Raw genomic sequence first — 23720 nt, forward strand, 5'->3', positions numbered from 1 at the left:
GCCGTCACCTCACCCGAACGCCTGGCTCGGGTCGACTCGGATCGCGCGGCGGACACCCACGATGCTCGACAGGACAGCGATCACCACGGCCACCGGGATGACCGGCCAGGCGACACGGAGTGGGAGCGACAGCAGCCCGGGGTACACCGGCTTCATGAGGTGCGCCAGGCCGATGGAGAGCACGCCGGCGATCGCGCCGACCATCGCCGCCTGCAGCCCGAGCCCGACCACGAGGTCGAGGTCGGAAGCGCCGGTGGCCTTGAAGATCGCGAAGTCGCGAATGCGTTCGATCGCAGCCAGGTAGAGGACAGCACCCACGATCACGATCGCGAGTGCCCACAGCGTGAACGTGAACGAGTCGATCGACCGCTTCGCGGCAGCGGTCCGATTCAGGACGTCGTCGAATCCGTCGGCCCGGGTCTGGACTTCGACGCCGGCGGGAAGTGCACCGATCTCGCCGTCGCCGTCGACGGCGACCGCGGTGACGACGTCGGCGCCGCCGGCGAACAGGTCGAGAGCTTGTCGCCGATCGATGAACACCCCGGCGTTCGCGATGTCCCACGTCGCGTGTTCGGATCGACCGACGACGGTGAACTCCTCGCCGGCCAGGACGAACCGCTCACCGGTCGCGAGCCCGAGGATCTCTTCGTCGACGACGGCCTCGCCGGGGCCGCCGACGCGTCGGCCGTCGACGAGTCGGAAGCCGGGCTCGTCGCCGTTCGACCCCACGACGATGACACCCTGCGGAGCTCCCCCGGTGAGGATCGCGGTCGGGATCAAGAACAGCGAACGGGTCTCGACCCCGTCGGCCTCGGCGATCTCGCCGACGAGCGACGCCGGCAGGGGAGTGGTCGCGGTCATCGGGCCGGAACTCCCACTCGCGACGACGTACCGGTCGGCGTCGAAGACGTCGAGGAGTCGCTCACTGCGCAGCCGGAAGCCTTCGGAGAACGCGGCCAGCAGCAGCGTGACCGCCATCACCAGGGCCATGCCCAGCCCGATCACCATGAATCGCGTCAGGCGTGACCGGAAGTCCGGCCATGCCACCATCCACACGAATCCCCAGTTCAGCACGTCGCCCCTTCCGCCGCACGACGAACTGTAGCCATCACGATCGGACCGTCGTCGCCCCGAGGGCGCTCGAGGGCCCGACGGATTCGATGCACGAGGTCGAGGGAACCGATCGAGCGGTCGGTATCGTTGCCCGCTGACATACATCCGGTTGCTCGCCGAAGACCGCTGGCCCCGCACCCGATCGAAGATCGGGGAACGGAGAATGGGTTCGCCCCACCAGCCGAGGTGCACGCTCCTACGGGAATCGTTCGTTCCACGTGAACGGTCGCTCCTCGTGGCGTCGCCCACCCCGACACGTTCGGGAGCGAGCCACGAGTTGAAGCGAAAGGAGGTGCACACACATGAGTGAAACAGACACCCCGTCGACACGCGAACCACGTGCCGACAAGGTTGCCATCGTCGAGGAGATCACCGCCAAGCTGAACGACGCTCGGGCGGTCTTCGTGACGGAGTATCGCGGGATGACCGTGCCAGCGATGGCCGAGGTCCGCAACGCGCTTCGCCCCGCCGACGCCCAGCACGTGATCTACAAGAACACGCTGACGCGTATCGCGGTGAAGAACGCCGGCATCGAGGGTCTCGACGAACACCTGCTCGGCCCCACGGCCCTGACGTTCGTCAACGGTGACGTCGCCGGTGCCGCGAAGGCGCTGCGTGACACGGCCAAGACCCAGCCTGCCCTGATCATCAAGGGTGGCGTGCTCGGCTCGGCCGCGCTGTCGGCCGACGACGTCAAGGCCCTGGCCGATCTGCCGTCGCGCGAGGAGTTGCTGGCGAAGTTCGCCGGTGCGCTGCAAGCGCCGCTGGTCAAGACCGCCGGCCTGTTGCAGGCCCTGCCACGCAACTTCGCCTACGGCCTCAGCGCCCTCATCGAGAAGCAGGACGCCTGACGCCCCGCCTCTGACACCCATCCGTCAACAACAACCGATTTCCGCACCACCACGGTGCAACCACTTTCAACAAGGAGACCAACACCATGGCAACCAAGGACGAGATTCTCGACGCCATTTCCAACATGACCGTCATCGAGCTCAAGGAGCTCCTCGACGCCTTCGAAGAGAAGTTCGAAGTCACCGCAGCCGCCCCCGTGGCGGTCGCAGCAGCCGGTGCGCCGGCCGCTGGTGGCGAAGAAGCCGCTGCCGAGCAGGACGAGTTCGACGTTGTCCTCACCGAGGCCGGCGGCCAGAAGATCCAGGTGATCAAGGCCGTGCGCGAGCTGACGAGCCTGGGCCTCAAGGAGGCCAAGGACCTCGTCGACGGCGCACCGAAGCCGATCCTCGAGAAGGCCGACAAGGCAGCCGCCGATGCGGCCAAGGCCAAGCTCGAAGAGGCCGGCGCCACCGTCGAACTCAAGTGAGCCGAGCGCCATCGGCGCTCACCTGAATTGACGGAGCCCCGGGGAGACCCGGGGCTCCGCCGCGTCTCCGAGCCGGCCGACCGTCGATTCGGGCCTGCTACCGGGCTGTTACCCGCCGTGTCTACGGTGATCGACATGAATCGGAGCGGGACGACAGGTCGGACTCGAACGCGCGCCGTGCCGGCCGAACGCCACGATCCCGTCCTCGTTGCGGCGACGTGAACGGCGGCGCAGAGTTCGTCGGAGTATTGGCGGCACTCCGGCCGAGCGGATCCCGATCCGGTCGCTCGAGCGCTCGGTTCGCCCTCGGCATGGTCGTCGCGGTGGTCGCGGCTTCGTGCAGCGGTGGCGACGGTGCCTCCCCGTCCACGAACACGCCGGGCTCGACAAGTTCGGTCGCGATCACCGAGCCGGACGCACCTGGGTCATCCACGACGACGCCGACCGACCCGGGGACGCCGACCACGATGCCGGCGTCCACCACCACGGCGGCCACGGCGTCGACGGCGTCCACGACCACGGCGACCACGGTGCCGCCGGAGCCGTATCGGGCTGGTGTGGTGTTCGACGATCCGGTCGAGGTGTTGTCGGTGCGCCCTGGTCTCGTCGGACAGGCGTATTCGGTTGCGATTGCTCCATTTCACATCGCCGATCTGGGGGAAGAACTCTGGGTCATCGGCGGCCGGTGGAACAGCTCGGTCGCGGCCCGGTCGTTCGACGACGGCCGGACCTGGACCGAGGTGTCGTTCGCGGCTCCGCCTGCGACCGGCGAGACGATCGTCGAGCACGTGGCGCGAGGTGCCGATGGGCGCTACGTGGCGATCGCCAGGCGGGAGACGTCGTGCGAACTGTTCGAGGAGATCGAGGGCGGGTTCACCCGCCATTTCGTCTGCAAACAACGCCGCCCGGTCGTCTTCGTGAGCGACGACGGCGCCAACTGGACCGAATCGACTCCGGCAGGCCTCGCACCGCCCGACGGTTCGTCGCTGCGCATCAACGACCTCATCACCGTCGGCGACCGCTTCGTCGCTGCCGGCACGGTCGAAGGCTCGGCATGGCGTGCGGTGCTGTTCTCGTCGCCCGACGGACTCACGTGGACCGCCGAACGCTCGATCGTCGGCGCCGACAGCAACCCGATGAGCTCGAAGGCGCTGGCGTACGACGGCTCGACGCTGGTGTTCATCGCCAACGAGTCCCCGTGCGCCGGGGTGAACTTCAACACCGCCGGCTGGGACCTCGGCGCGGGGGTCGCGAAGCACGGTCGGATCTTCGTGGGCGCCGATGTCGACTCGTTGACCCTGCAGCAGCCGAGTGACCATCCGCTCGCCGCCGCGCCGTTCGTGCCGCCCGACCCTGCGAACCCGTGCGGTCCGGTCGACGGGGTCCCCTTCAACTTCGCGGGAGTCAGCCCTGGGTTCGACCTCGAGCTGATCGACGGGGCGTTGACCGTGTTCGAGAACGGCCGAACGCGGGAACAGCGCGACCAACTCGAAGCCGCGCGCGACGCCGACGACGAGGAGCTGTACAACGAACTCGTGACGAGCATCGGGACGCGTCGCTGGGCCCAGTTGGTCGACGGCGAGTGGGTCGTGACTGACATCGTCGGCGTCAACGTGGACAGGGCGGCCTCCTGGGCGACATCGCTCGGGAGCAACTCGTACACGGCCGTCGTCTCGGGCGGGCCGGCATCCATCAGGACCTTGACGGGCGGCCCCCCGGTGCACGACGTCTTCACCGTGACCGACGACGTCCCCGCACAGGTGCGGTCGACCATCCCGATCGCGGTCACTCGGCCGATCGGCACGGTCGGGGTCGACGGTGGCTACCTGCTGTTCGGTGTTCAGGCCCGCGACCCGTTCCTCCCGTATGTGCCGGGCGACCCGGCGAGGGTGGTCGCGTGGCGCGCCACCTCAGGTGAGGGGCCGCCGCTCGACACGTGCGCCCTCGAACCGGGCGGGTACTGCGTGTTCAGCGACCTGAGACAACACCCGGACTACCCCGACTTCTCGGGCCGCGACCTGTCCGGCGTCGATCTCACCGGTACCGACATCGGCGAGGCGGTCTTCGACGGTGCCGACCTGTCGGGGGCATCGCTTCGGCTGGTCACCAGCGACCGCAATCCCGACGCGAGCTTCGTCGGTGCCGACCTGACCGGCGCGCAGGCGCAGCGTGCCGAGATGGGCGACATCTCGGGTGCGCTGGTCGACGGTGCCAGCTTCGTCGACAGCGAGATACTGCGCGCCGACGGGGTCGACTTCTCCAACACGGCCATGTTCGAAGCGAACCTCTGGGACCTCACCGGGGTGACGTTCGGCAACACCGACCTCACCGGTGCCCGGCTGGATGTCGTCGACACCCTTCCCGACCTCACGGCGTTCAACTACGAGACGATCTGGATCACCGTCAACCCGTCGGCCGAGGGCTCGCTCGAACTCGACCTGTCCGGTCTCGACCTGACGGGGGTGACCGTCAGCGGAGGGCTGAGTTCTGACCCGGCTGTGGTCACCAGCCTCGACGGGACGGTGCTCACCGACACCGTCTTCCGGAGCGTCGACCTGACGCAGATCGACCCGACGATCGATCTCAGCACGGTGAACATGCAGTTCGGCGTGATCTGCCCCGACGGCGGCGAGCCCGACGGCCTCCCGCGCTCGTGTGACCGCGACCCGTGACGCCGTTCGCAACCAGACCGTCGTCGACCGGTCGGGTATCGGTGCGCGGCCGATTCTCCGCGCGACGAGGTCGTCGCGAGCGGTCCCGCCGATGTGCGTCGTTCTGCGTTCGGACGCGATGAACCCCCGGGCTGTACAACCCGGGGGTTCGAGGCGCCGACTCGCAGGCGGACGCGGTCGACGAGTTGGCTCGGTCAGCTGCTGTAGCCGCTCCCTGGGGAGCCAGGGCTGGCCGGGCTGGCCGCACTCTGAGCGCTGACTGGGCTCGCGGGGCTGTCTGCGCTGTCGGTTGCCGGGGTCGGAGCTGGAGCAGGTGCTTGTGTGCCCGGCGTATCGGGAGAGTCAGGGCTGGCAGGCGATGCCGGGCTGTTCACCGAGACGGGACTCTCGGCGCCGGCCGGTGTCGCCGGGCTGGCCGGTGATGTCGGGCTGTCGGGTGTCGCCGGGCTGGCCGGTGAAGCCGGGCTGTCGGGGCTGGCGGGCGTTGTCGGGCTGTTCGGCGAGTCCGAACTCCCGACCGAGTTCATCTCGGCGACGGGCGGCGCCGGCCGCTCGTCCGTGCGGCCGGTCACGGCGGGCGACCGGGGCGACAGGTTCACCGAGGCCGCGGAGGCCAGCGACGTCGACGTCGGCGGGATCACGACCGGGGCCGAGAGCCGGGGTGCACTGTTGGGTGCGTCCTGCAACTCGACCTGACCCGGGGTGAGACCCCCGGTGTCGTTGCCGGCGAGTGCGAACCCGCCGAGGCCGACGCCGGCCACTGTGCCGACGGCGGCGGCGACCTTCCAGTTGAGCCTCGTGGTGGTCGTCGTGCTGGTCTTCGCTGGGGTGTTCATCTCGATCGTTCTCCTTCGAGTTCGGACGGGGTCGATCCGTTCGACCGGCCCCCTGGGGTGTCTCGATCGGGTTGCCCGATCAGGAGTTCATGGTGCGCAGCGGCTCGTGTGAGGGTCGTGAGTCATGTCTGAGACTTCTCTCATCTTCGTTCGCACGTCCCATCTCGTCCGCAGTCACCGATCGGTCCGACCCCCGCCGTGTCGAGCAGCCGCTCGGCGAGGTCGAGCCGTCCGCGGACGACCGTGGCCCAGTCGTCCTGCTGGATGCGGAACGGTCCGGTGGCGAGGCCGACGAGCACGGCTGCGGTGACCGTGTCGAGTTCGACGGGGTCGGTGCGGACCGTGAACCCTCGCCACAGTTCGTCCGCATACCTGTCGATCGCGGGCCCGGTGCCGTCGACGGCCGCGCCGGCGCGATACCGGAGGTGGCCGATCACGGTCGCCATGTCGTCGACGGGGTCGCCGGGACCGACGTCGTCGATGTCGAGCACACCGATGATGCTGTCGGTGTCGACCACCAGTTGCCCCTCGTGAAGGTCGCCGTGCACCGTCGGGCCGTGCCGGGCGAGTGCCTGTTCGGCGAGTGGCTCGAAGCGCTCGATCAACTCGTCGAGGCGGTGCCGTTCGGCCGGCATGACGCTCGCGAGCATGCGGGCATGACCGCCGGCGTCGAGGCACCGTGGCCGTCGGGGAGCGGCATCCGTGAGCTCGACCGATCGAATCCGCTCGATCACGTCGACGAACCCCTCCGGCCGCGGCCAGGGCGGCGTGCCCGTCTTCAGCCGTTCGCGCAACGTCGGTCCTGCGAGTTCGGTCATCGCCAACCAGCCGAGCTCGAGGTCGGCGGCCAGCACCTCCGGGACGGGGACCCCGGCGCCACCGAGTCGGACGTGGCGATCGACGAGCGCGGCCGTCGTGTCGGGCGCGGTGAGCTTGACGTACCGCACGCGTCCCATGGCATCGGTCGTCCGTACGACTGCTCGTTCGGTCGGTCGATAGGCGACCACCTCGAGTGCGACCGGGCCAGAGACCACCTCGCCGAGCAGCGCCTCGGCGCGACCGGGCGTCACGGCACGTTCGAGCGCCGTCAACATGGGGTCGAACGGCCACCGCCAGACCCCGACGATCAGGTGGTCGCCCGCGTCGGTCGTGGCCTCGACCGGCACGGTGCCGGGCGGGGGACCGGCGGCGGTGGTGGCTGCGATCAAGGTGTCGTGGTGTTCCCGACCGTGGCGACGGATCGTGGCGTCGTAGCGCACGATCAGATCGAACCCGGGTCGGTACTGCACGTGGCGTGGGCGGCAGGCGACCAGCTCGGCGCCACTCGACTCGACGGCGGCACCGAGTGCATCCGCCGCTGCGGCACTCGTCAGATGCGCGGCCGCGGGGAGCACGGGGTCATCGATGAGCACGTCATCAGCGTGCGCTGCCGAGATGGGAACGTGGTGACGACCGGATGAGAACTCTCTCATCCGGAGCGGGTGCCGGGCTCGGTCAGGTCTCGAGCCGGTACCCCATCCCGCGGACCGTGTTGATCACGCCGTCGCCGAGCTTCTTGCGCAGGTAGCGAACGTAGACGTCGACGACGTTGGAACCCGGGTCGAAGTCGTAGCCCCAGACGTGACTGAGCAGCTGCTCGCGATCGAGCACCTGGCCGGGATGGCGGAGGAACGTCTCGAGGAGTGCGAACTCGCGTGCGGTCAGCTCGATCGTGCGGTCGTCCGCGGTGGCCCGTCGGGAGCGAAGATCAAGCGACACCCCACCCGCGCTCAGGACGGTGGTGTCGTCGGCCACGTCGTCACGCAGGCGGAGGCGGACGCGAGCCAGCAGCTCCTCGAACCGGAACGGCTTCGTGACGTAGTCGTCGGCGCCTTCTTCGAGGCTTCCGACGGTGTCGTCGACGCCGTTGCGCGCGGTCAGCACGATCACCGGGAGGCGTTCGCCTCGGCCGCGGACGGCGCGCAGCACCTCCCGACCGTCGAGACCGGGCAGACCGAGGTCGAGGATCATCAGGTCGAACGCTTCGTCGCGGGCGAGGGCGGCGGCGTCGGTACCGCTCGTGACCGCGACCGTGCTGTACCCGTTCGACCGCAGTCCTTTCTCGAGGAACGACACGATTCGGGACTCGTCCTCGGCGATCAGGATGCGTGTCATCGGGATGGCTCCTCGGGGGGTTCGATGGGGAGGTGGATCGTGAATCGTGCACCACCGTCGGTTTCGTGCGACGCCGCGGCGTAGCCGCCGTGGGCCCGGGCGATGGCGTCGACGATCGACAGGCCGATGCCCATGCCCTCGGCCCGGCGCGACCGGCTCGCCGCGCCCCGGAAGCGACGTTGGAAGAGTTGTTCGAACGCCGCCGGTTCGATGCCCGGTCCGGTGTCGCGGATCCAGATCCGGACCGGTGTGGCGGCCGGACCGTCGGCCGCCACACCGATGCCGATCTCGTCGCCCGATTCGGTGTGCTGGACGGCGTTGGCGGCCAGGTTGAGGACAGCCTGCACCAGGCGGTCCCGATCGCCGATGATCGCGAGCTCACCGGCCCGTGGCGCCATGTCGATGACCCATCGGCGTTCGTCGAGTCCGTCGACCTTCTGCTCCACCGCCTCGACGAGGTCGGCGAGGTCGATCGGGCCGAGGTGGAGGAACGCGTGCACCTCGGCTGTGGCGAGGAGCAGCAGGTCGTTCACGTACCGGTTCATCCGGTCCAGCTCGTCGGTGATGACGGCGACCGTCTCGGCGCGTTCGTCGGGATCGTCGCCGAGGAGATCGAGATGGCCCTGCGCGATCGTGATCGGCGTGCGCAGTTCGTGGGCGACGTCGTCGAGGAATTGGCGCTGGTGCACGAAGCTCACCTCGAGTCGCTCGACCATGTCGTTGAACGTGGTCGTGAGCTCGGCCAACTCGTCGTCACCCTCGACCGGGATGCGGCGCGACAGGTCCGTGTCCGTCACGCCTCGCGCGGCAGCGGTGAGTTCACGGACCGGGCGGAGTACCCGTCCCGCGAGTGACCAGGCGAGCGCCCCCGAGATCACCAGCACGACACCGCCCGCGATCAGGAGCACACGAACAACGTCCAGGATTTCGCGCCGGTCGATCTCGGGGAAGTGAGCCACCACGAACACGCCGGTGGTCTCGCCGTCGGCGACGAGTGGCGTGGCCAGATACCGCATCTCGCCGACGGCGGTGTCGACGGTCGCGCGCTGCGGACCCGTGCCCGATGTCCATGCCGCGACGATCGCCTCGTCGGTGAAGACCGCCGGCGGTGCATCGAAGCTCGAGAAGTACGGCCGCCCGTCGACGACGGTGTAGAAGGCCTCGTTCTCGGCGGGCACGCTGCGCTTCAGGAACACGTCGAAGATCGCAGCGGCGTCGGTGCCGAACGGCTGGCCGGTCGCCGGGTCGGTGCCATCGGCGAGCAGTCGGAGTTCCTCGACCTCCTGCGCGAAGGCGCGTTCGATCTCGCGGTCGAGCCGGGCGAGCAACACCTGATGGGTGACGAGGATCGAAATGCCCAGCGCCGCGGCGAGTAGGCCGACGTAGCCCAGCACCACCCGGGTCCGAATGCCGATCCGTACCCGGCGATGTCGCCGCTGCTCAACCGTCGTCATCGTCATCGTCATCGTCATCGGGATCGTCGTCATCGGGATCGTCATCGGGATCGTCGTCGTCGTCATCGTCATCGTCATCGTCATCGGGATCGTCGTCGTCGTCATCGTCATCGTCGTCGTCGACCGGTGCCGGCTGCGGCGGCGGCGGGGCGGCGGTCGGCGGGGGTGGGGGCGGCAGACCGATCGTGGTGACGGGGGCGTTGCCGGGCGGCGGTGAGGTGGTGGGAGCGGTCGTGGACGGGGTGGTCGGTGATGTCGTGGTCGCCGCGGGGTTCGAGGTGGGCGCGGGCGAGGACCGCGTGGTCGTGGTGCTGGTTGTGGTCGTGGTCGTCGTCGTGGTCGTGGTCGTGGTGCTGGCGGCGACGGGCCCGACGAGTTCGATCGGGTCGACTGGAGCCGGATCACCCCGGAACGCGCCGAGCGCCAGGTAGACCAGTCCGACACCGAACGCGACCGAGATGGCGAACACCGTGATCACCTGACCCACGCGCATCAGCCCGGAACGGCTCACGACGGACGGCACGCCCGATCGGTCGGATGACCGGTCGCAGGTCGGGACGAACGGAACTGCACCAGGTCGAGTGTGGCGGGTCTCACGGAGGATCCCGTGAGATCCAGATGAGAACCTTCTCATGACGGACCGTCCCGAGCGACTCCCGCGAACGTGGATCCTTGACAGGGGCGGTCGATTTCCGTACCGTGTGCCTCAATTCGGGCAGGAGGCCGGGAGGCCGCCTTCGATCCGATCCAGAGCGCTCCGTTGCGACGGTTGACGATCCTGTGACGATCAGGATAGGCTCGTCTGTTGCCGTGCGTCTCCTTGCCCTTCACCAGAATTCCGGTGTGGCTCTGGCGCGCCCAACAAACCGTGCCAACAACATCGAGGTGATCTGTGGCTACTCGCTCGACCGTGCGTGAACGCTATTCGTTTGCGAATCTGGACGAACCCCTCGAACTGCCGGACCTGATCGCGGTACAACGCGAATCGTTCCAGTGGTTCCTCGAGGAAGGGCTCGCGAACACCTTCCGCGACATCAGCCCGATCAAGGACTTCTCGGAGGCGTTGCAGCTCGAGCTCGAGTTCGACCCGTTCGACGAAGATCTGCGCCCGCCGCCGAAGTTCACGGTGGAGGAGTGCAAGGAAAAGGACATGACCTACAGCGCGCCGATCTTCGTGCGCGCCCGGTTCATGAACCGCAACACCGGTGAGATCAAGGAGCAGACCGTCTTCATGGGCGATCTGCCCGCGATGACCGACAAGGGCACGTTCATCATCAACGGCACCGAGCGCGTCGTCGTGTCGCAGCTCGTTCGCAGCCCCGGCGTCATCTTCGAGCCGGGCGAGCGCTACCGCCTGCGTAACCTCACCAAGCACCAGCTGGTCAAGGGCACGATCCATCCCTACCGCGGTGAGTGGATGGAGTTCGACGTCGAGCACCGCCCCGGCAAGGACGTCACCTGCGGCACCCGCGTCGCCCGCAAGCGCCGGCTCGGCATCTTCATGCTGCTCCGTGCGCTCGGTTACGACGAGGAGAACGCTCCCGGCTTCCTCGACCGGTTCGTCAGCCACTTCGACTTCCTCGAGGGCCAGTGGGAGAAGGAGCGCGACCTCGCGCCGACCCAGGACGAAGCGCTCGTCGAGATCTACAAGCGAGCCCGTCCGGGTGAGCCGCCGACCGTCGAATCGGCCAAGGCCTACTTCCGCAACGCGTTCTTCGAGAACCGTCGCTACGACCTCAGCCGGGTGGGCCGCTACAAGCTCAACCGCAAGCTCGGCGCCGAGGTCGAGAAGATCGGTGAGCAGTTCGGTCTGCTCGGTGCGGTCAACGCCATGGGCGAGCCGCTGCTCGACCTGCCAGAGGAGAGCCAGCACGTCCTGAGCCGCTGCGAGGTCCTCGCCGCGGTCACGTACATGCTCAACCTCGTCAAGCAGGAGCCGGGCTACCGACTCGACGACCAGGACCACTTCGCCAACCGCCGCATCCGCAGCGTCGGCGAACTGATCCAGAACCAGGTCCGCATCGGTCTCAGCCGCATGGAGCGCGTCGTGCGTGAGCGAATGACGACGCAGGACGTCGAGGCGATCACGCCGCAGACGCTCATCAACATCCGCCCGGTCGTCGCAGCGATCAAGGAGTTCTTCGGAACCTCCCAGCTGTCGCAGTTCATGGACCAGGTGAACCCGCTGTCGGGTCTGACCCACCGTCGCCGTCTCTCGGCGCTCGGCCCGGGTGGTCTGTCCCGTGAGCGCGCCGGATTCGAAGTCCGCGACGTCCACTTCAGCCACTACGGCCGCATGTGCCCGATCGAGACCCCGGAGGGCCCGAACATCGGCCTGATCGGTGGACTGTCGACCTACGCCCGTGTCAACGAGTTCGGGTTCATCGAGTCGCCGTACCGCAAGGTCGAAGGTGGCAAGGTCACCGGCGAGATCGTCTACATGGCCGCCGACGAAGAAGAGAACTACGTCGTCGCCCAGGCCAACACGCCGATCAACGAGGACGGCTCGCTCAAGGGCGAGCGCGTGCTCGTGCGTCGGTCGCCGCAGGCCGCCAGCCTCGACGACCTCCGCAAGATGCTCGAGCAGGAGAGCTTCTTCGGTGCGACCACCGACATCGGTTACGTGCCGCCCGTCGAGGTCGACTTCCTCGACGTGTCGCCGAAGCAGATCGTCTCGGTCGCCACGGCACTGATCCCGTTCCTCGAGCACGACGACGCCAACCGCGCCCTCATGGGTGCGAACATGCAGCGTCAGGCCGTGCCGCTGATCCGTGCCGAGGCGCCGTACATCGGCACCGGCATCGAGAAGCGTGCCGCCGGCGATGCCGCCGATCTGATCCTCGCCGACGACGACGGTGAGGTCATCGAGGTCACCGGCGCGTCGATCACGGTGCAGTACAAGAACTCGGGCAAGCGGGTCTACGGCCTGTCCAAGTTCCGTCGGTCCAATCAGGACACCTGCATCAACCAGCGTCCGCTGGTCCGTGAGGGCGACAAGCTCAAGCAGGGCGACGTGATCGCCGACGGCCCGTCGACCGACAACGGCGAACTCGCGCTCGGCAAGAACCTGCTCGTGGCATTCATGCCGTGGGAGGGCTACAACTTCGAGGACGCGATCATCCTGTCCGAGCGGCTCGTGAAGGACGACGTGCTCACGTCGATCCACATCCACGAGCACGAGGTCGATGCCCGCGACACCAAGCTCGGCCCCGAAGAGATCAGCCGTGACATCCCGAACCTGAGCGACGACATCCTCGCCGACCTCGACGATCGCGGCATCATCCGCGTCGGCGCCGAGGTCGGCCCGGGCGACGTCCTCGTCGGCAAGGTCACGCCGAAGGGCGAGACCGAGCTGACGCCCGAAGAGCGCCTGCTCCGTGCGATCTTCGGTGAGAAGGCCCGCGAGGTGCGCGACACCAGCCTCAAGGTGCCCCACGGCGAGTCCGGCAAGGTCATCGACGTCAAGGTGTTCAACCGCGACGACGGCGACGAGTTGCCGCCCGGCGTCAACCAGCTCGTGCGGGTCTACGTCGCACAGAAGCGCAAGATCAGCGTGGGCGACAAGCTCGCCGGCCGCCACGGCAACAAGGGCGTCATCTCCAAGATCCTGCCGATCGAGGACATGCCCTACATGGCCGACGGCAGCCAGGTCGACATCATCTTGAACCCGCTCGGTGTGCCGTCGCGCATGAACATCGGTCAGGTGCTCGAGGCCCACCTCGGCTACGCCGCCCGGTGGGGCTGGACCGACCCGAAGTCGGGCACGCAGATCGGTGACGAACCCCTGCGCGGGACCGAGCTCAAGACCCGGCCGCGGACCAAGCCGTCGACCTTCATCGCCACGCCCGTCTTCGACGGGGCCAACTGGGACGAGGTGGAGAAGTCGGGCAAGCACCCGACGATCCAGCAGATCTTCGAGAGCCTCAACGCCGACGGTGCCGACGGTGAACGCCTGATCGGCATCAACGGCAAGCAGACCCTGTACAACGGTCGCACCGGAGAGCCGTATGACAACCCGATCACCACCGGGTACATGTACATCCTGAAGCTGGCCCACCTGGTCGACGACAAGATCCACGCCCGTTCGACCGGCCCGTACTCGATGATCACGCAACAGCCGCTCGGCGGCAAGGCCCAGTTCGGCGGTCAGCGCTTCGGCGAGATGGAGGTGTGGGCCCTCGAGGCGTACGGCTCCGCGTACTGCCTGCAGGAGCTGCTCACCATCAAGTCCGACGACGTCCTCGGCCGCGTGAAGGTCTACGAGGCCATCGTCAAGGGCGACAACATCCCCGAACCCGGCGTGCCCGAGAGCTTCAAGGTGCTCATGAAGGAGATGCAGGCACTCTGCATCAGCGTCGAGGTGCTCGGCGACGACGGACGCGAGATCGAAATGCGTGATCTCGACGACGAAGTCTTCCGTGCCGCCGAAGAACTCGGTATCGACATCTCCCGGCCCGAACGCGGGACCGACGAAGACGACGCGCGACGTGCCGCTGAGCGCGCCGCACGCTGACCGGAACTGACGAGAGAGACAAAGGAACCCAACAATGCTCGACGTCAACATGTTCGACCAGCTCAAGATCGGGCTGGCCACTGCTGAAGACATCCGCCTCTGGTCACACGGCGAGGTCAAGAAGCCCGAGACCATCAACTACCGCACGCTGCGCCCGGAGAAGGACGGCCTCTTCTGCGAGAAGATCTTCGGGCCGACCCGTGACTGGGAGTGCTACTGCGGCAAGTACAAGCGCGTTCGCTTCAAGGGCATCATCTGTGAGCGCTGCGGCGTCGAGGTGACCCGCTCCAAGGTGCGCCGCGACCGGATGGGCCACATCGAGCTCTCCGCTCCCGTGGTGCACATCTGGTACCTCCGCGGCACCCGGTCGTGGCTGGCCTACCTCCTCGCCGGCATCGAGCCGAAGGAAGAGCTCAAGGCCAAGATGCTCGAGAAGGTCATCTACTTCGCCGCCAACCTCGTGTCGTGGGTCGACGAAGACAAGCGTCACGAAGACCTCGAGAGCCTCGAGGCCGAGTACCTCGAAGAGCGCGACGAGATCCGCAAGGAACTCGAGCTCGCCGTCGACCGCCGCTTCAAGGAGCTCGAGGCCGAGGCCGAGGCGGCCGAGGCCGAGGGCACCGACACCAAGAAGATGAAGCGTGACGCCGACAAGGAGATCGAGGCCCTCCGCGAGCGGTACGAGCTCGAACTCGACCTCGTCGAGCGTGCGTGGGACGAGTTCAAGAGCCTGCACAGCCGCAAGATCATCGAAGACGAGATGCTGTGGCGTGAGCTCAAGGACAAGTACGGCGACTACTTCGAAGGTGGCACCGGCGCCGACGCGATCAAGGGCCTGATCAACCGGATCGACTTCGACGTCGAAGAGGTCAACCTTCGGGCCGCGATCGACCCGCAAGAGGGTCAGAAGCCGCTCAGTGCCCAGCGCAAGCAGAAGGCCATCAAGCGCCTCAAGATCGTCGCGTCGTTCAACCGTCGCAACGAGTCAGGGCGCCGGATCAACGATCCGATGGCGATGATCCTCGACGTCGTGCCGGTGATCCCGCCGGAGCTGCGTCCGATGGTGCAGCTCGACGGTGGCCGCTTCGCCACGTCCGACCTCAACGATCTGTACCGCCGGGTCATCAACCGGAACAACCGCCTGAAGCGCCTCCTCGATCTCGGTGCGCCCGAGATCATCGTCAACAACGAGAAGCGCATGCTGCAGGAAGCCGTCGACGCGTTGTTCGACAACGGCCGCCGCGGTCGTCCGGTCACCGGGCCGGGCAACCGTCCGCTCAAGTCGCTGTCCGACATGCTCAAGGGCAAGCAGGGCCGGTTCCGCCAGAACCTGCTCGGCAAGCGCGTCGACTACTCGGGCCGTTCGGTCATCGTGGCCGGCCCGACGCTCAAGCTGCACCAGTGCGGTCTGCCGAAGCTGATGGCGCTCGAGCTGTTCAAGCCGTTCGTCATGAAGCGGCTGGTCGATCTCGAGTTGGCGCAGAACATCAAGACCGCCAAGCGCATGGTCGAGCGGCGCCGCCCGCAGGTGTGGGACGTCCTCGACGACGTCATCAAGGAGCACCCGGTGCTCCTCAACCGTGCACCGACGCTGCACCGCCTGGGTATCCAGGCGTTCGAGCCGGTGCTGGTCGAGGGCAAGGCGCTCCAGATCCACCCGCTGGTCTGCACCGCGTTCAACGCCGACTTCGACGGCGACCAGATGGCCATCCACGTGCCGCTGTCGGCCGAGGCGCAGGCCGAGGCCCGCGTGCTCATGCTGTCGGCGAACAACATCCTGTCGCCGCAGTCCGGTCGCCCGATCGTGACCCCGACGCAGGACATGGTGATCGGCGGGTTCTACCTGACCGAGCACGTCGAGGGCGCCAAGGGTGAAGGTCGTGTCTTCCGCCATCTGTGGGAAGCCCAGAAGGCCTACGAGGAGAAGGCGCTCGAGCTGCACGCGACGATTCAGATGCGTCCCGGCAACGGCGTCGAGCCGTACGAGACCACGCTCGGACGTGCGCTCTTCCAGGAAGCCCTGCCCGACGGCTATGCCGAGCAGTTCGGCTACATCCAGGGCACGATCAAGAAGCGCGAGATGGGTGTGATCGTCGAGCGCCTGTCCGACAACTACAACGCGGTCGAGGTCGCCAACGCACTCGACAACATCAAGAACCTCTGCTACCGCTATGCGTCGCAGTCGGGCCTGACGGTGTCGATCGACGACGTCAAGACGCCGGCGGCCAAGCGCGAGATGATGGACGAGTACGAGGCGCAGGCCGACAAGGTCGAGACCCAGTTCCGTCGCGGCATCATCACCGACGGCGAGCGCCGCCAGCAGGAAGTCCGGATCTGGACCGACGCCACTGCCGAGGTCCAGGCCGCGATGGAGGCCGAGTTCAAGGCGCAGCGCTTCAACCCGATCGACATGATGGTCGGCTCGGGTGCTCGCGGCAACATGACGCAGATGCGTCAGATCGCCGGCATGCGCGGCCTGGTGGCCAACCCTCGTGGTGACATGATTCCCCGCCCGATCAAGTCGAACTTCCGTGAGGGTCTCGAGACCCTCGAGTACTTCATCGCCACGCCCGGTGCCCGCAAGGGTCTGGTCGACACGGCGCTGCGTACTGCGGACTCCGGCTACCTGACCCGCCGTCTCGTCGACGTCGCCCAGGAACTGATCGTGCGCGAAGAAGATTGCGGCACCTCACTCGGCATCTGGATCCCCAACGTCCACGCGGACACGCCGAACCAGCGCACCTACCTGGAGACGAAGTTGTTCGGCCGTGCGCTGCTCAACGACATCACGCTCTCCGACGGCACGACCATGGCCCGCAACACGATCGTCGGCGACGACGAACTCGTGACGCTCCGTGACGACGACGCGATCGACCGGGTGCGTGTGCGCTCGGTCCTCACCTGCGACGCCGAACTCGGCGTGTGTGCGCTCTGCTACGGCCGGTCGCTCGCCACGGGCAAGTCGATCGAGCTCGGTGAGGCCGTCGGTGTCATCGCGGCGCAGTCGATCGGTGAGCCGGGCACCCAGCTGACGATGCGGACCTTCCACACCGGTGGTGTGGCCGGCAAGGACATCGCCGGTGGTCTGCCTCGCGTCGTCGAGCTCTTCGAGGCACGCACCCCGAAGGGCGCCGCCCGCCTGGCCAAGGCCACCGGCGTGCTGCGTCTCGGCGAAGACGAGGGCAAGGGCATCCCGGTCACCGTGGTCGACGATGCCGGCGAAGAGCACGAGACGCTGCTCCCGCTCGGTGCCCGCCCGATCGTGGCCGACGGTCAGGAGATCAAGGCCGGCGACCTGATCACCGACGGTCCGTCCGACCCGAAGGAGCTCATGGAGATCAAGGGCATCCGCGAAACGCAGGTGTACCTGGTCGAAGAGGTCCAGAAGGTCTACCGCGACCAGGGTGTGTCGATCCACGACAAGCACATCGAGCTGATCGTGCGTCAGATGACGCGCCGGATCGGCGTGCAGGAGCCCGGTGGCACCGAGTTCCTGCCCGGCGAGCGGGTCGACTCCAAGGTGTTCCGCGACACCAACCGTCGCATGGTCGAAGAGACCAAGCGGCCCGCCGAGGGGCGCCCGGAGATCATGGGCATCACCAAGGCGTCGCTGGCCACCGAGTCGTGGCTGTCGGCTGCTTCGTTCCAGGAGACCACCCGGGTGCTGACCGAGGCCGCCATCGACGGCAAGTCGGACAGCCTCATCGGCCTCAAGGAGAACATCATCATCGGCAAGCTCATCCCGGCTGGTACCGGCATGATGAAGTACCGGGAGTTCGGCATCGAAGCCCCCGAGTACGAGCCGATGACGTACTACTCCAGCGACGTCGAGGACGAAGACCCCGCAGCGTTCCTGGCGAACCTGCACGGTTCCTACGAGGGCCAGCCCGCCACCAGCTGATCCCCGACGACCCGAATCGAACGGCCCGGAGCTTCGGCTCCGGGCCGTTTCGCGTTCCCGGGACCGTCAAGTATTCGATGCGCATCGGTCAAGACACCCTCAAGGCGATCACGAACGGCGTCGATAACAGGTGTCAAGCACTTGATATATCGAACGATGACCGACCTGGATCAATCTGTCACGACCGTGTCCCGCCCGGGAGCACGACCTCAACGCGTGGTGATCAACCGCGCCCCGGAGCCGTCCGAGGTGCAGCGGCGGCTCGAGCGGGAACGCAACCGGTTCACGGCCGGTGTCGTCGACCCGGCCGAGTTCGCGATCGAACTCGCCGCCGAGTTCGACCGGCGCAGCCGGGGCGGCCGCAACTGCATGGTCGGGACGATCTCGATCTTCGAGATGCCCGGGCTGCTCCACAAATACGGCCCGGGATACGTGTTCGACCGGGTCACCGACGTCACCGCGCTGCTCCATGACGTGCTGACGCCGATGGACATCGTGACGATCTCGGAGACCGGCGAGATCCTGATCATGGCCCGGGAGTCCAGGCTCTCCGCCGCGATCAGCCGGGTGGACCGGGTGTGCAGGGCGATCGCCGGCCGCCGGTTCGATCCGGACGGGGAGGGCGTGTTGCTCACGCCGTCCGCAGGCGTCGCGACGCTCGACGACGGCACTGATCCCGCCGACGTCGTGCGTCGCGCCGTCGACGCCCGCGAGTTGGCGGCCGGGCACCTCGACCTCCGGGTGCACCGATGGGAGCCGGCGATGTCCGCCGACACCGCACCGGAGGAGCGGCAACCGTTCGACCGCTTCAAGTGGCAGGACATCAAGGAGCGCCTCCGCGCCCCGACGCAGATCCTGTCGACCTACGTGCTCGGGCTCGTGATCCCCTTCTGCTTCTACTGGGGGATGGCGAACGTCGTGGGGCTCGACATCACCTACTGGATGTACCTGACCGTCGTGGCGACGCTCGTCCTCACCGGCGTCATGATCCTCGTGGAGGCGCAGTACGCGGTGCGGCAGAAGGAACCGCCCGAGGTCGACTCGTACCCCGAGGCGACGGCGATCATCTGCGCCTACCTCCCCAACGAAGCGGCCACGATCATGGGGACGCTCGATGCGTTCCTGAACATGGGGTACCCCGGCGGCCTCCAGGTGATCCTCGCCTACAACACCCCGAACTCGATGCCGGTCGAGCGCGAGCTCGCGAAGCTCGCGGAGGAGCACCCCGACCTCGACGTCGTGCGCGTCGAGGGCAGCACGTCGAAGGCGCAGAACGTCAACGCCGTGTTGGCGATGGCGCGCGGCGAGTTCACCGGCATGTTCGACGCCGATCACGAACCGCGACCCGGGAGCTTCGAGCGCTCGTGGCGCTGGCTCGCCAGTGGGTACGACGTGGTGCAGGGGCACTGCATGACCCGCAACGGTGAAGAGACGTTGCTGGCCCGGATGATCGCCGTCGAGTTCGAGTCGATCTACGCAGTGGCGCATCCGGGTCGCGCCAAGCTGCACCGGTTCGGCGTCTTCGGCGGCTCGAACGGCTACTGGCGAACCGAGCTGCTCCACGAGACGCGCATGCGTGGCTCGATGCTCACCGAGGACATCGACTCGTCGATGCGCACGGTCGAACGTGGCCTCAAGATCCGCTCCGACCGCGACGTCGTCTCGCGCGAACTGGCGACCACGACGTTCGAGCAGGTGTGGAACCAGCGGTTGCGGTGGGCGCAGGGTTGGTTCCAGGTGACGATGATGCACACGATCCGCGTGTGGAAGTCGCCCGGGCTGACGTTCCGCCAGAAGTTCGGAGCGTCGTACCTGCTCGGGTACCGCGAGGTGTATCCGTGGCTGTCGCTGCAGATCTTCCCGCTGGTCGCCTACTGGTTGTCCCGTGGCGACACGCTCAGCTACGGCTGGCCGATCTTCCTCTGTACGACCCTCTTCGTGCTCCACATCGGACCGGTCCAGACCTGGTACGCCTACCGGCTCGCCGACTGGGAGATCAAGCAGCACAAGAGTTGGTTCTGGGCCTATCTCTTCTTCTCGACGATCTTCTACACCGAGTACAAGAACACGATCGCCCGCGTCGCTCACATCAAGGAGTTCGTCGGGGAGCGGGCTTGGAAGGTGACCCCTCGCGGCGACGCACCGATCGAATTCGAAGACGAGGACGATGACGACCTCGACGAGGTGACCGACGAAGTCGGCGAGTCGAGCGGGGGCGCGCCCGACCAGGTCGTCGTGGTCACCGCATCCGGCCTCCCGACCCGTGCCCGCGCCGCCGCCGTGCCCGCTCCGGCCGTCGTCGCGCCGGGTCCGGTACCTGCCGGCGTTCGCCGCGCCGAGCGGGTCGGACGTCGAGACGACGCGTCGAACCCTGGCGGGCTGCCGGTCCGTCGTCCCGGGATCGAGGCCGACCCACCGATGCCGAGTCGCCGCGAACCCGCCGCGTTGCGTGCCGACGGGCTGCCACAGCGGACGCCGGTCGAGCCCGGAGAACGCGCGCCGGCGCCGAGCCAAGGCCGTACCGACCTCTTGGGCGGCCGTCCGCTCCCTGCCCGGACGTCGGACCGTGCGGACCGCGATCCCGGCGAGGAACTCGAGTCGGACCGACTGGGTCGTCATGCTGCCGGTCTGCACCCGACGGTCGGGCCCGCCGGCGAACCGTTGTTGGGTCGACGCCCGGGCCGCGGGCCCGTCCCGCGGGCACCCCACCTGGACGAGTCGCTGATCTCCGCCCGTGTGCGTGAACTCGTCGAGCGTCCGTTGCCGCAGTCACCGCCCGTCGGCGAACCCCTGCTCGGAGAGCGACGCGCCGAGCAGATCAAGCCCTAGCCGCTTCTGGCTTCGCTCAAGAATGTGAGTTTTGTGTGAAGTCGCCGGTCAGGCGCTCCGATACACCCGTTATGACACCTGTTCGCCCTCGCGCTTCGATCGTGCTCGTGGCCGTGATCGTCCTCACCGCCTCGGTGGGGGAGGCGGTCGCCGAGGCAGCTCCGGCATCGGTCACCGCACCCGCGGTGGTCGCCGAACCGGTGGTCGACGATCTCGAGCCGTACGCGGAGGTCGATGAACCGGTCTCCGATCTCACCGTCGACCACTGGTTCGACGTGGGCGGGCAGTCCCTGGCCGACGTGCGCCACGGGGTCGAGCCCGACGCGACCGTCGAGCAGCTGGGTGGATTCGAGTCGCCGGTGAACATCGGCGACGCCTACGCCACCCGCATCCGAACACTCCTGACGCCGGAGGTGTCGGGGCGATACCGCTTCTGGATCTCCGGCGACGACGACATGCGACTGTTCATGAACGCCGATGGTGCCGACCCGGCGGGGGCGAGCCGCATCGCCTACATCGCCGGGTGGACCACGTACCGCCAGTGGAACCGCTTCTGGAGTCAGCGTTCGGTCTGGATCGAGCTCGAAGCGGGTGTGTCCTACTACGTCGAGGCGATCGGGAAGGAAGGGTCGGGCGACGATCACTTCTCCGTCGCCTGGGAACTCGCCGACGGATTCGACCGCGAAGTCGTGCCGGCGCGGGTGCTCGAGGCGACTCAGCTCGGCGGGGGTGGCTGGCGGGCGGCGACGCCCGTCGGCCTGCCCGGTCTGCCGGCAGCGATGTCCGATCCCCAATGGACATCGGCCGTCGGGCCCGAGACGATGGTGGTCGGTTGGGCGCCGGTCGACGGTGCCGACTGGTACGAGGTGCGGCTCGAGGGCTCCGGCGAGGCTCGCACCGAGATCGCAGACGGGCCGAGCGTGGTGTTCGACGACCTGGTGCCCGACACCCGCTACCTCATCGAGATCGCTCCGGCGAGCAACGCCGGACGCGGGCGAGAGGTCGGCCGCGTCGTCGTGACGGCGAGCGGACCGTACCCGACCCCGGTCGCTCCGCCGGCCGGCGATTCGCCCGCCGTCACGTACGACCATTGGGACACCGGCTGGTGGACGCTGACCTCGGTGCCGGCCGGTCTCGCCCCGGAGTCGACGACGACGCTCGACACCGGACTCGAGGCCCCGCCGATGCGCGGGAACAACCACGCCTCGCGCCTCCGGGCGGTCATCACCCCGAAGCGCACCGACGCGTACACCTTCCACCTCGCCGGGGACGACGACGCTCGCCTGCTCTTCAACGCCGACGGCGCCTGGGCGCACGGCGCGGTGCCCGTCGCGTACGTCTCGGGTTGGACCGAGCAGTACCAATGGGACCGCTACGCCAGCCAGACCACGGAGAGCTTCGATCTCGTCGCCGGCGAGTCCTACTACATCGAAGCGATCGGCGTTCACGGTCTCGGCCTCGACCACCTCGAAGTCGGCTGGAGCACACCGGGGTCTGCGATCGAGGTCGTGCCGGCGGACGTGCTCGAGCCGACGATGTCGGGCGCAGGCGGATGGCGTGAGGACGCGAGCGGGCTGCAGGCCGCCCCCGGCGCGGTTCGCAACGTCGTCGACACCTGGTTGTCGGAGACCTCCGTGCAGCTCACCTGGGACGCACCGCTCGTGACCGACGAGTTGGGCGTCGCCGCCCACTACGTCGTGAGGATCGCCGGGACGACGGTCGCCGATGCGGTCACCGAGTCGACGATCAGGTTCGACGGATTGGTCCCCGGGGTGTCGTACACCGTCGAGATCGCCGCCGAGAACGACGAGGGCTCCGGCCCGACCGTCGACCACCGAGTCATCCGCGTCGTCCCGACGACCACCACGACCACGACGCCGGCGACGACCACCACGACGTCGGCTCCGATGACGACCACCACGTCGGCTCCGACCACCACGACCACCTCCACGACCACGGCTCCGACCACCACGACCACGTTGGCTCCGACCACCACGACCACGACCACGACCACCACCACGACGTCGGCTCCGACCACCACGACCACGGTGCCGTCCAACCCGCTGCCCGACCTCACCGCCGGGTACACCATCCTCGCCACCGGTGGTGACGAGTGCGAAGCCCGGCTGCAGCTGTCCGGATCGTCGATCGACGTGTTCGGCAACCTCCGCTCGAACGGCGACGTCATGGTGCAGGGCAGCAGCGTCACCGTCGACGGGGTCATCTCGTTCGGCGGCTCGTCGAACGTGTCCCACAAGGTCGTCAGCGACGGTGTGGCGCTCGACGAGACCACCACCGCCTCGGGTCTGACCTGGTCGGTGGCCGACTTCGCCCTCGGATCCCCGGTCGGGTTCGATGTCGCCCACCACCGCCACGACGGGTCCTGGTCGGTCGGCGGCGCCGTGTCGCCGGGCATCCACTACGTCGACGGTGACGTCCAGATCTCGGGCAACGGTGTCGACCTCAGCAGGGTGACGATCGTCGCGACCGGCACCGTCGGCATCTCCGGACCGGGCCTCGTGCTCAGCCCGGCGGCCCCCGGTCTGCCCACGGTGCTCTCGGGCGCGACCGGCTGCTACCGGACCGGGATCAACCTCTCGGCGAGTTCGATCTCCTGGAGCGGCGTGCTCGCCGCCCCGAACGCTCGGGTCCAGGTCAACGGGTCCGACCTCCAGGGCGGCCAGATCCTGGCTGCGTCGGTGCAGATGTCGGGCTCGCGGATCGAGATCGGCCGCTCGTCGCTCGCCGATGCGATCGTCGACTCCGGCGAGCCGGTCGTCTATCTCTCGTCCGAAGCGCTCGATGCCGCCAACCGGGCCGGCAGGGCGATCCGTCGGGGTCTCGGCGCCTGACGTCGCGGGTTGCCGCGACGCAACGCTGCCCATAACATTGCAGGGTCCTGTGAGAGGGAAGGTCCCTCGTCGTGCTGA

The 23720-nt window shown here is 67.9% G+C and carries 13 protein-coding genes; 8 read left to right on the forward strand and 5 right to left on the reverse strand.

Annotation, left to right across the window (positions count from 1 at the left end):
- Positions 1-9: 9 nt before the first annotated feature.
- Positions 10-1074, reverse strand: a complete 1065-nt coding sequence (locus R8G01_19220; protein MDW3216133.1) for an ABC transporter permease — start codon at positions 1072-1074, stop codon at positions 10-12.
- 341 nt (positions 1075-1415) lie between these two features.
- Between R8G01_19220 and rplJ the strand changes: the two genes are divergently transcribed.
- The 4 genes from rplJ to R8G01_19240 all read left to right on the forward strand — a co-directional run bounded on the left by rplJ (position 1416) and on the right by R8G01_19240 (position 5799).
- Complete coding sequence (gene rplJ / locus R8G01_19225; GenBank protein MDW3216134.1) at positions 1416-1964, forward strand: 50S ribosomal protein L10; 549 nt, start codon at positions 1416-1418, stop codon at positions 1962-1964.
- Positions 1965-2050: 86 nt separating this feature from the next.
- Positions 2051-2431, forward strand: a complete 381-nt coding sequence (gene rplL, locus R8G01_19230) for a 50S ribosomal protein L7/L12 (protein MDW3216135.1) — start codon at positions 2051-2053, stop codon at positions 2429-2431.
- 218 nt (positions 2432-2649) lie between these two features.
- Positions 2650-5103 carry a pentapeptide repeat-containing protein gene (locus tag R8G01_19235; protein MDW3216136.1) on the forward strand — a complete coding sequence of 818 codons (2454 nt, stop codon included), beginning with the start codon at positions 2650-2652 and terminating at the stop codon, positions 5101-5103.
- 321 nt (positions 5104-5424) lie between these two features.
- Complete coding sequence (locus R8G01_19240) at positions 5425-5799, forward strand: hypothetical protein (GenBank protein ID MDW3216137.1); 375 nt, start codon at positions 5425-5427, stop codon at positions 5797-5799.
- Positions 5800-6079: 280 nt separating this feature from the next.
- Here R8G01_19240 and R8G01_19245 read toward each other — a convergent pair whose 3' ends face one another.
- The 4 genes from R8G01_19245 to R8G01_19260 form a co-directional block, all read right to left on the reverse strand.
- A complete protein-coding gene (locus tag R8G01_19245; protein MDW3216138.1) occupies positions 6080-7351 on the reverse strand; it encodes a phosphotransferase in 1272 nt (423 codons plus the stop codon).
- An 82-nt stretch (positions 7352-7433) separates the two neighbouring features.
- On the reverse strand, positions 7434-8093 hold the full coding sequence (locus tag R8G01_19250) for a response regulator transcription factor (GenBank protein MDW3216139.1): 660 nt from the start codon (positions 8091-8093) through the stop codon (positions 7434-7436).
- Positions 8090-9613, reverse strand: a complete 1524-nt coding sequence (locus R8G01_19255; GenBank protein MDW3216140.1) for a HAMP domain-containing sensor histidine kinase — start codon at positions 9611-9613, stop codon at positions 8090-8092. The genes R8G01_19250 and R8G01_19255 overlap by 4 nt, the downstream gene beginning before the upstream one ends.
- On the reverse strand, positions 9534-10058 hold the full coding sequence (locus R8G01_19260; protein ID MDW3216141.1) for a hypothetical protein: 525 nt from the start codon (positions 10056-10058) through the stop codon (positions 9534-9536). Before R8G01_19260 ends, R8G01_19255 begins: the two co-directional genes overlap by 80 nt.
- 399 nt (positions 10059-10457) lie before the next feature.
- Between R8G01_19260 and R8G01_19265 the strand changes: the two genes are divergently transcribed.
- The 4 genes from R8G01_19265 to R8G01_19280 all read left to right on the forward strand — a co-directional run bounded on the left by R8G01_19265 (position 10458) and on the right by R8G01_19280 (position 23642).
- Positions 10458-14060 (forward strand): DNA-directed RNA polymerase subunit beta, encoded by a 3603-nt coding sequence (locus R8G01_19265; protein MDW3216142.1) that lies wholly within the window; start codon positions 10458-10460, stop codon positions 14058-14060.
- A gap of 34 nt (positions 14061-14094) precedes the next feature.
- Complete coding sequence (locus R8G01_19270) at positions 14095-17961, forward strand: DNA-directed RNA polymerase subunit beta' (GenBank protein MDW3216143.1); 3867 nt, start codon at positions 14095-14097, stop codon at positions 17959-17961.
- A 216-nt stretch (positions 17962-18177) separates the two neighbouring features.
- Positions 18178-20790, forward strand: a complete 2613-nt coding sequence (locus tag R8G01_19275) for a glycosyltransferase (GenBank protein MDW3216144.1) — start codon at positions 18178-18180, stop codon at positions 20788-20790.
- A 107-nt stretch (positions 20791-20897) separates the two neighbouring features.
- Positions 20898-23642: a fibronectin type III domain-containing protein gene (locus R8G01_19280; GenBank protein ID MDW3216145.1), complete on the forward strand. Its 2745-nt coding sequence runs from the start codon at positions 20898-20900 to the stop codon at positions 23640-23642.
- Positions 23643-23720: the final 78 nt, after the last annotated feature.

The organism is Ilumatobacteraceae bacterium (assembly GCA_033344875.1).
Classification (GTDB): domain Bacteria; phylum Actinomycetota; class Acidimicrobiia; order Acidimicrobiales; family Ilumatobacteraceae; genus Ilumatobacter.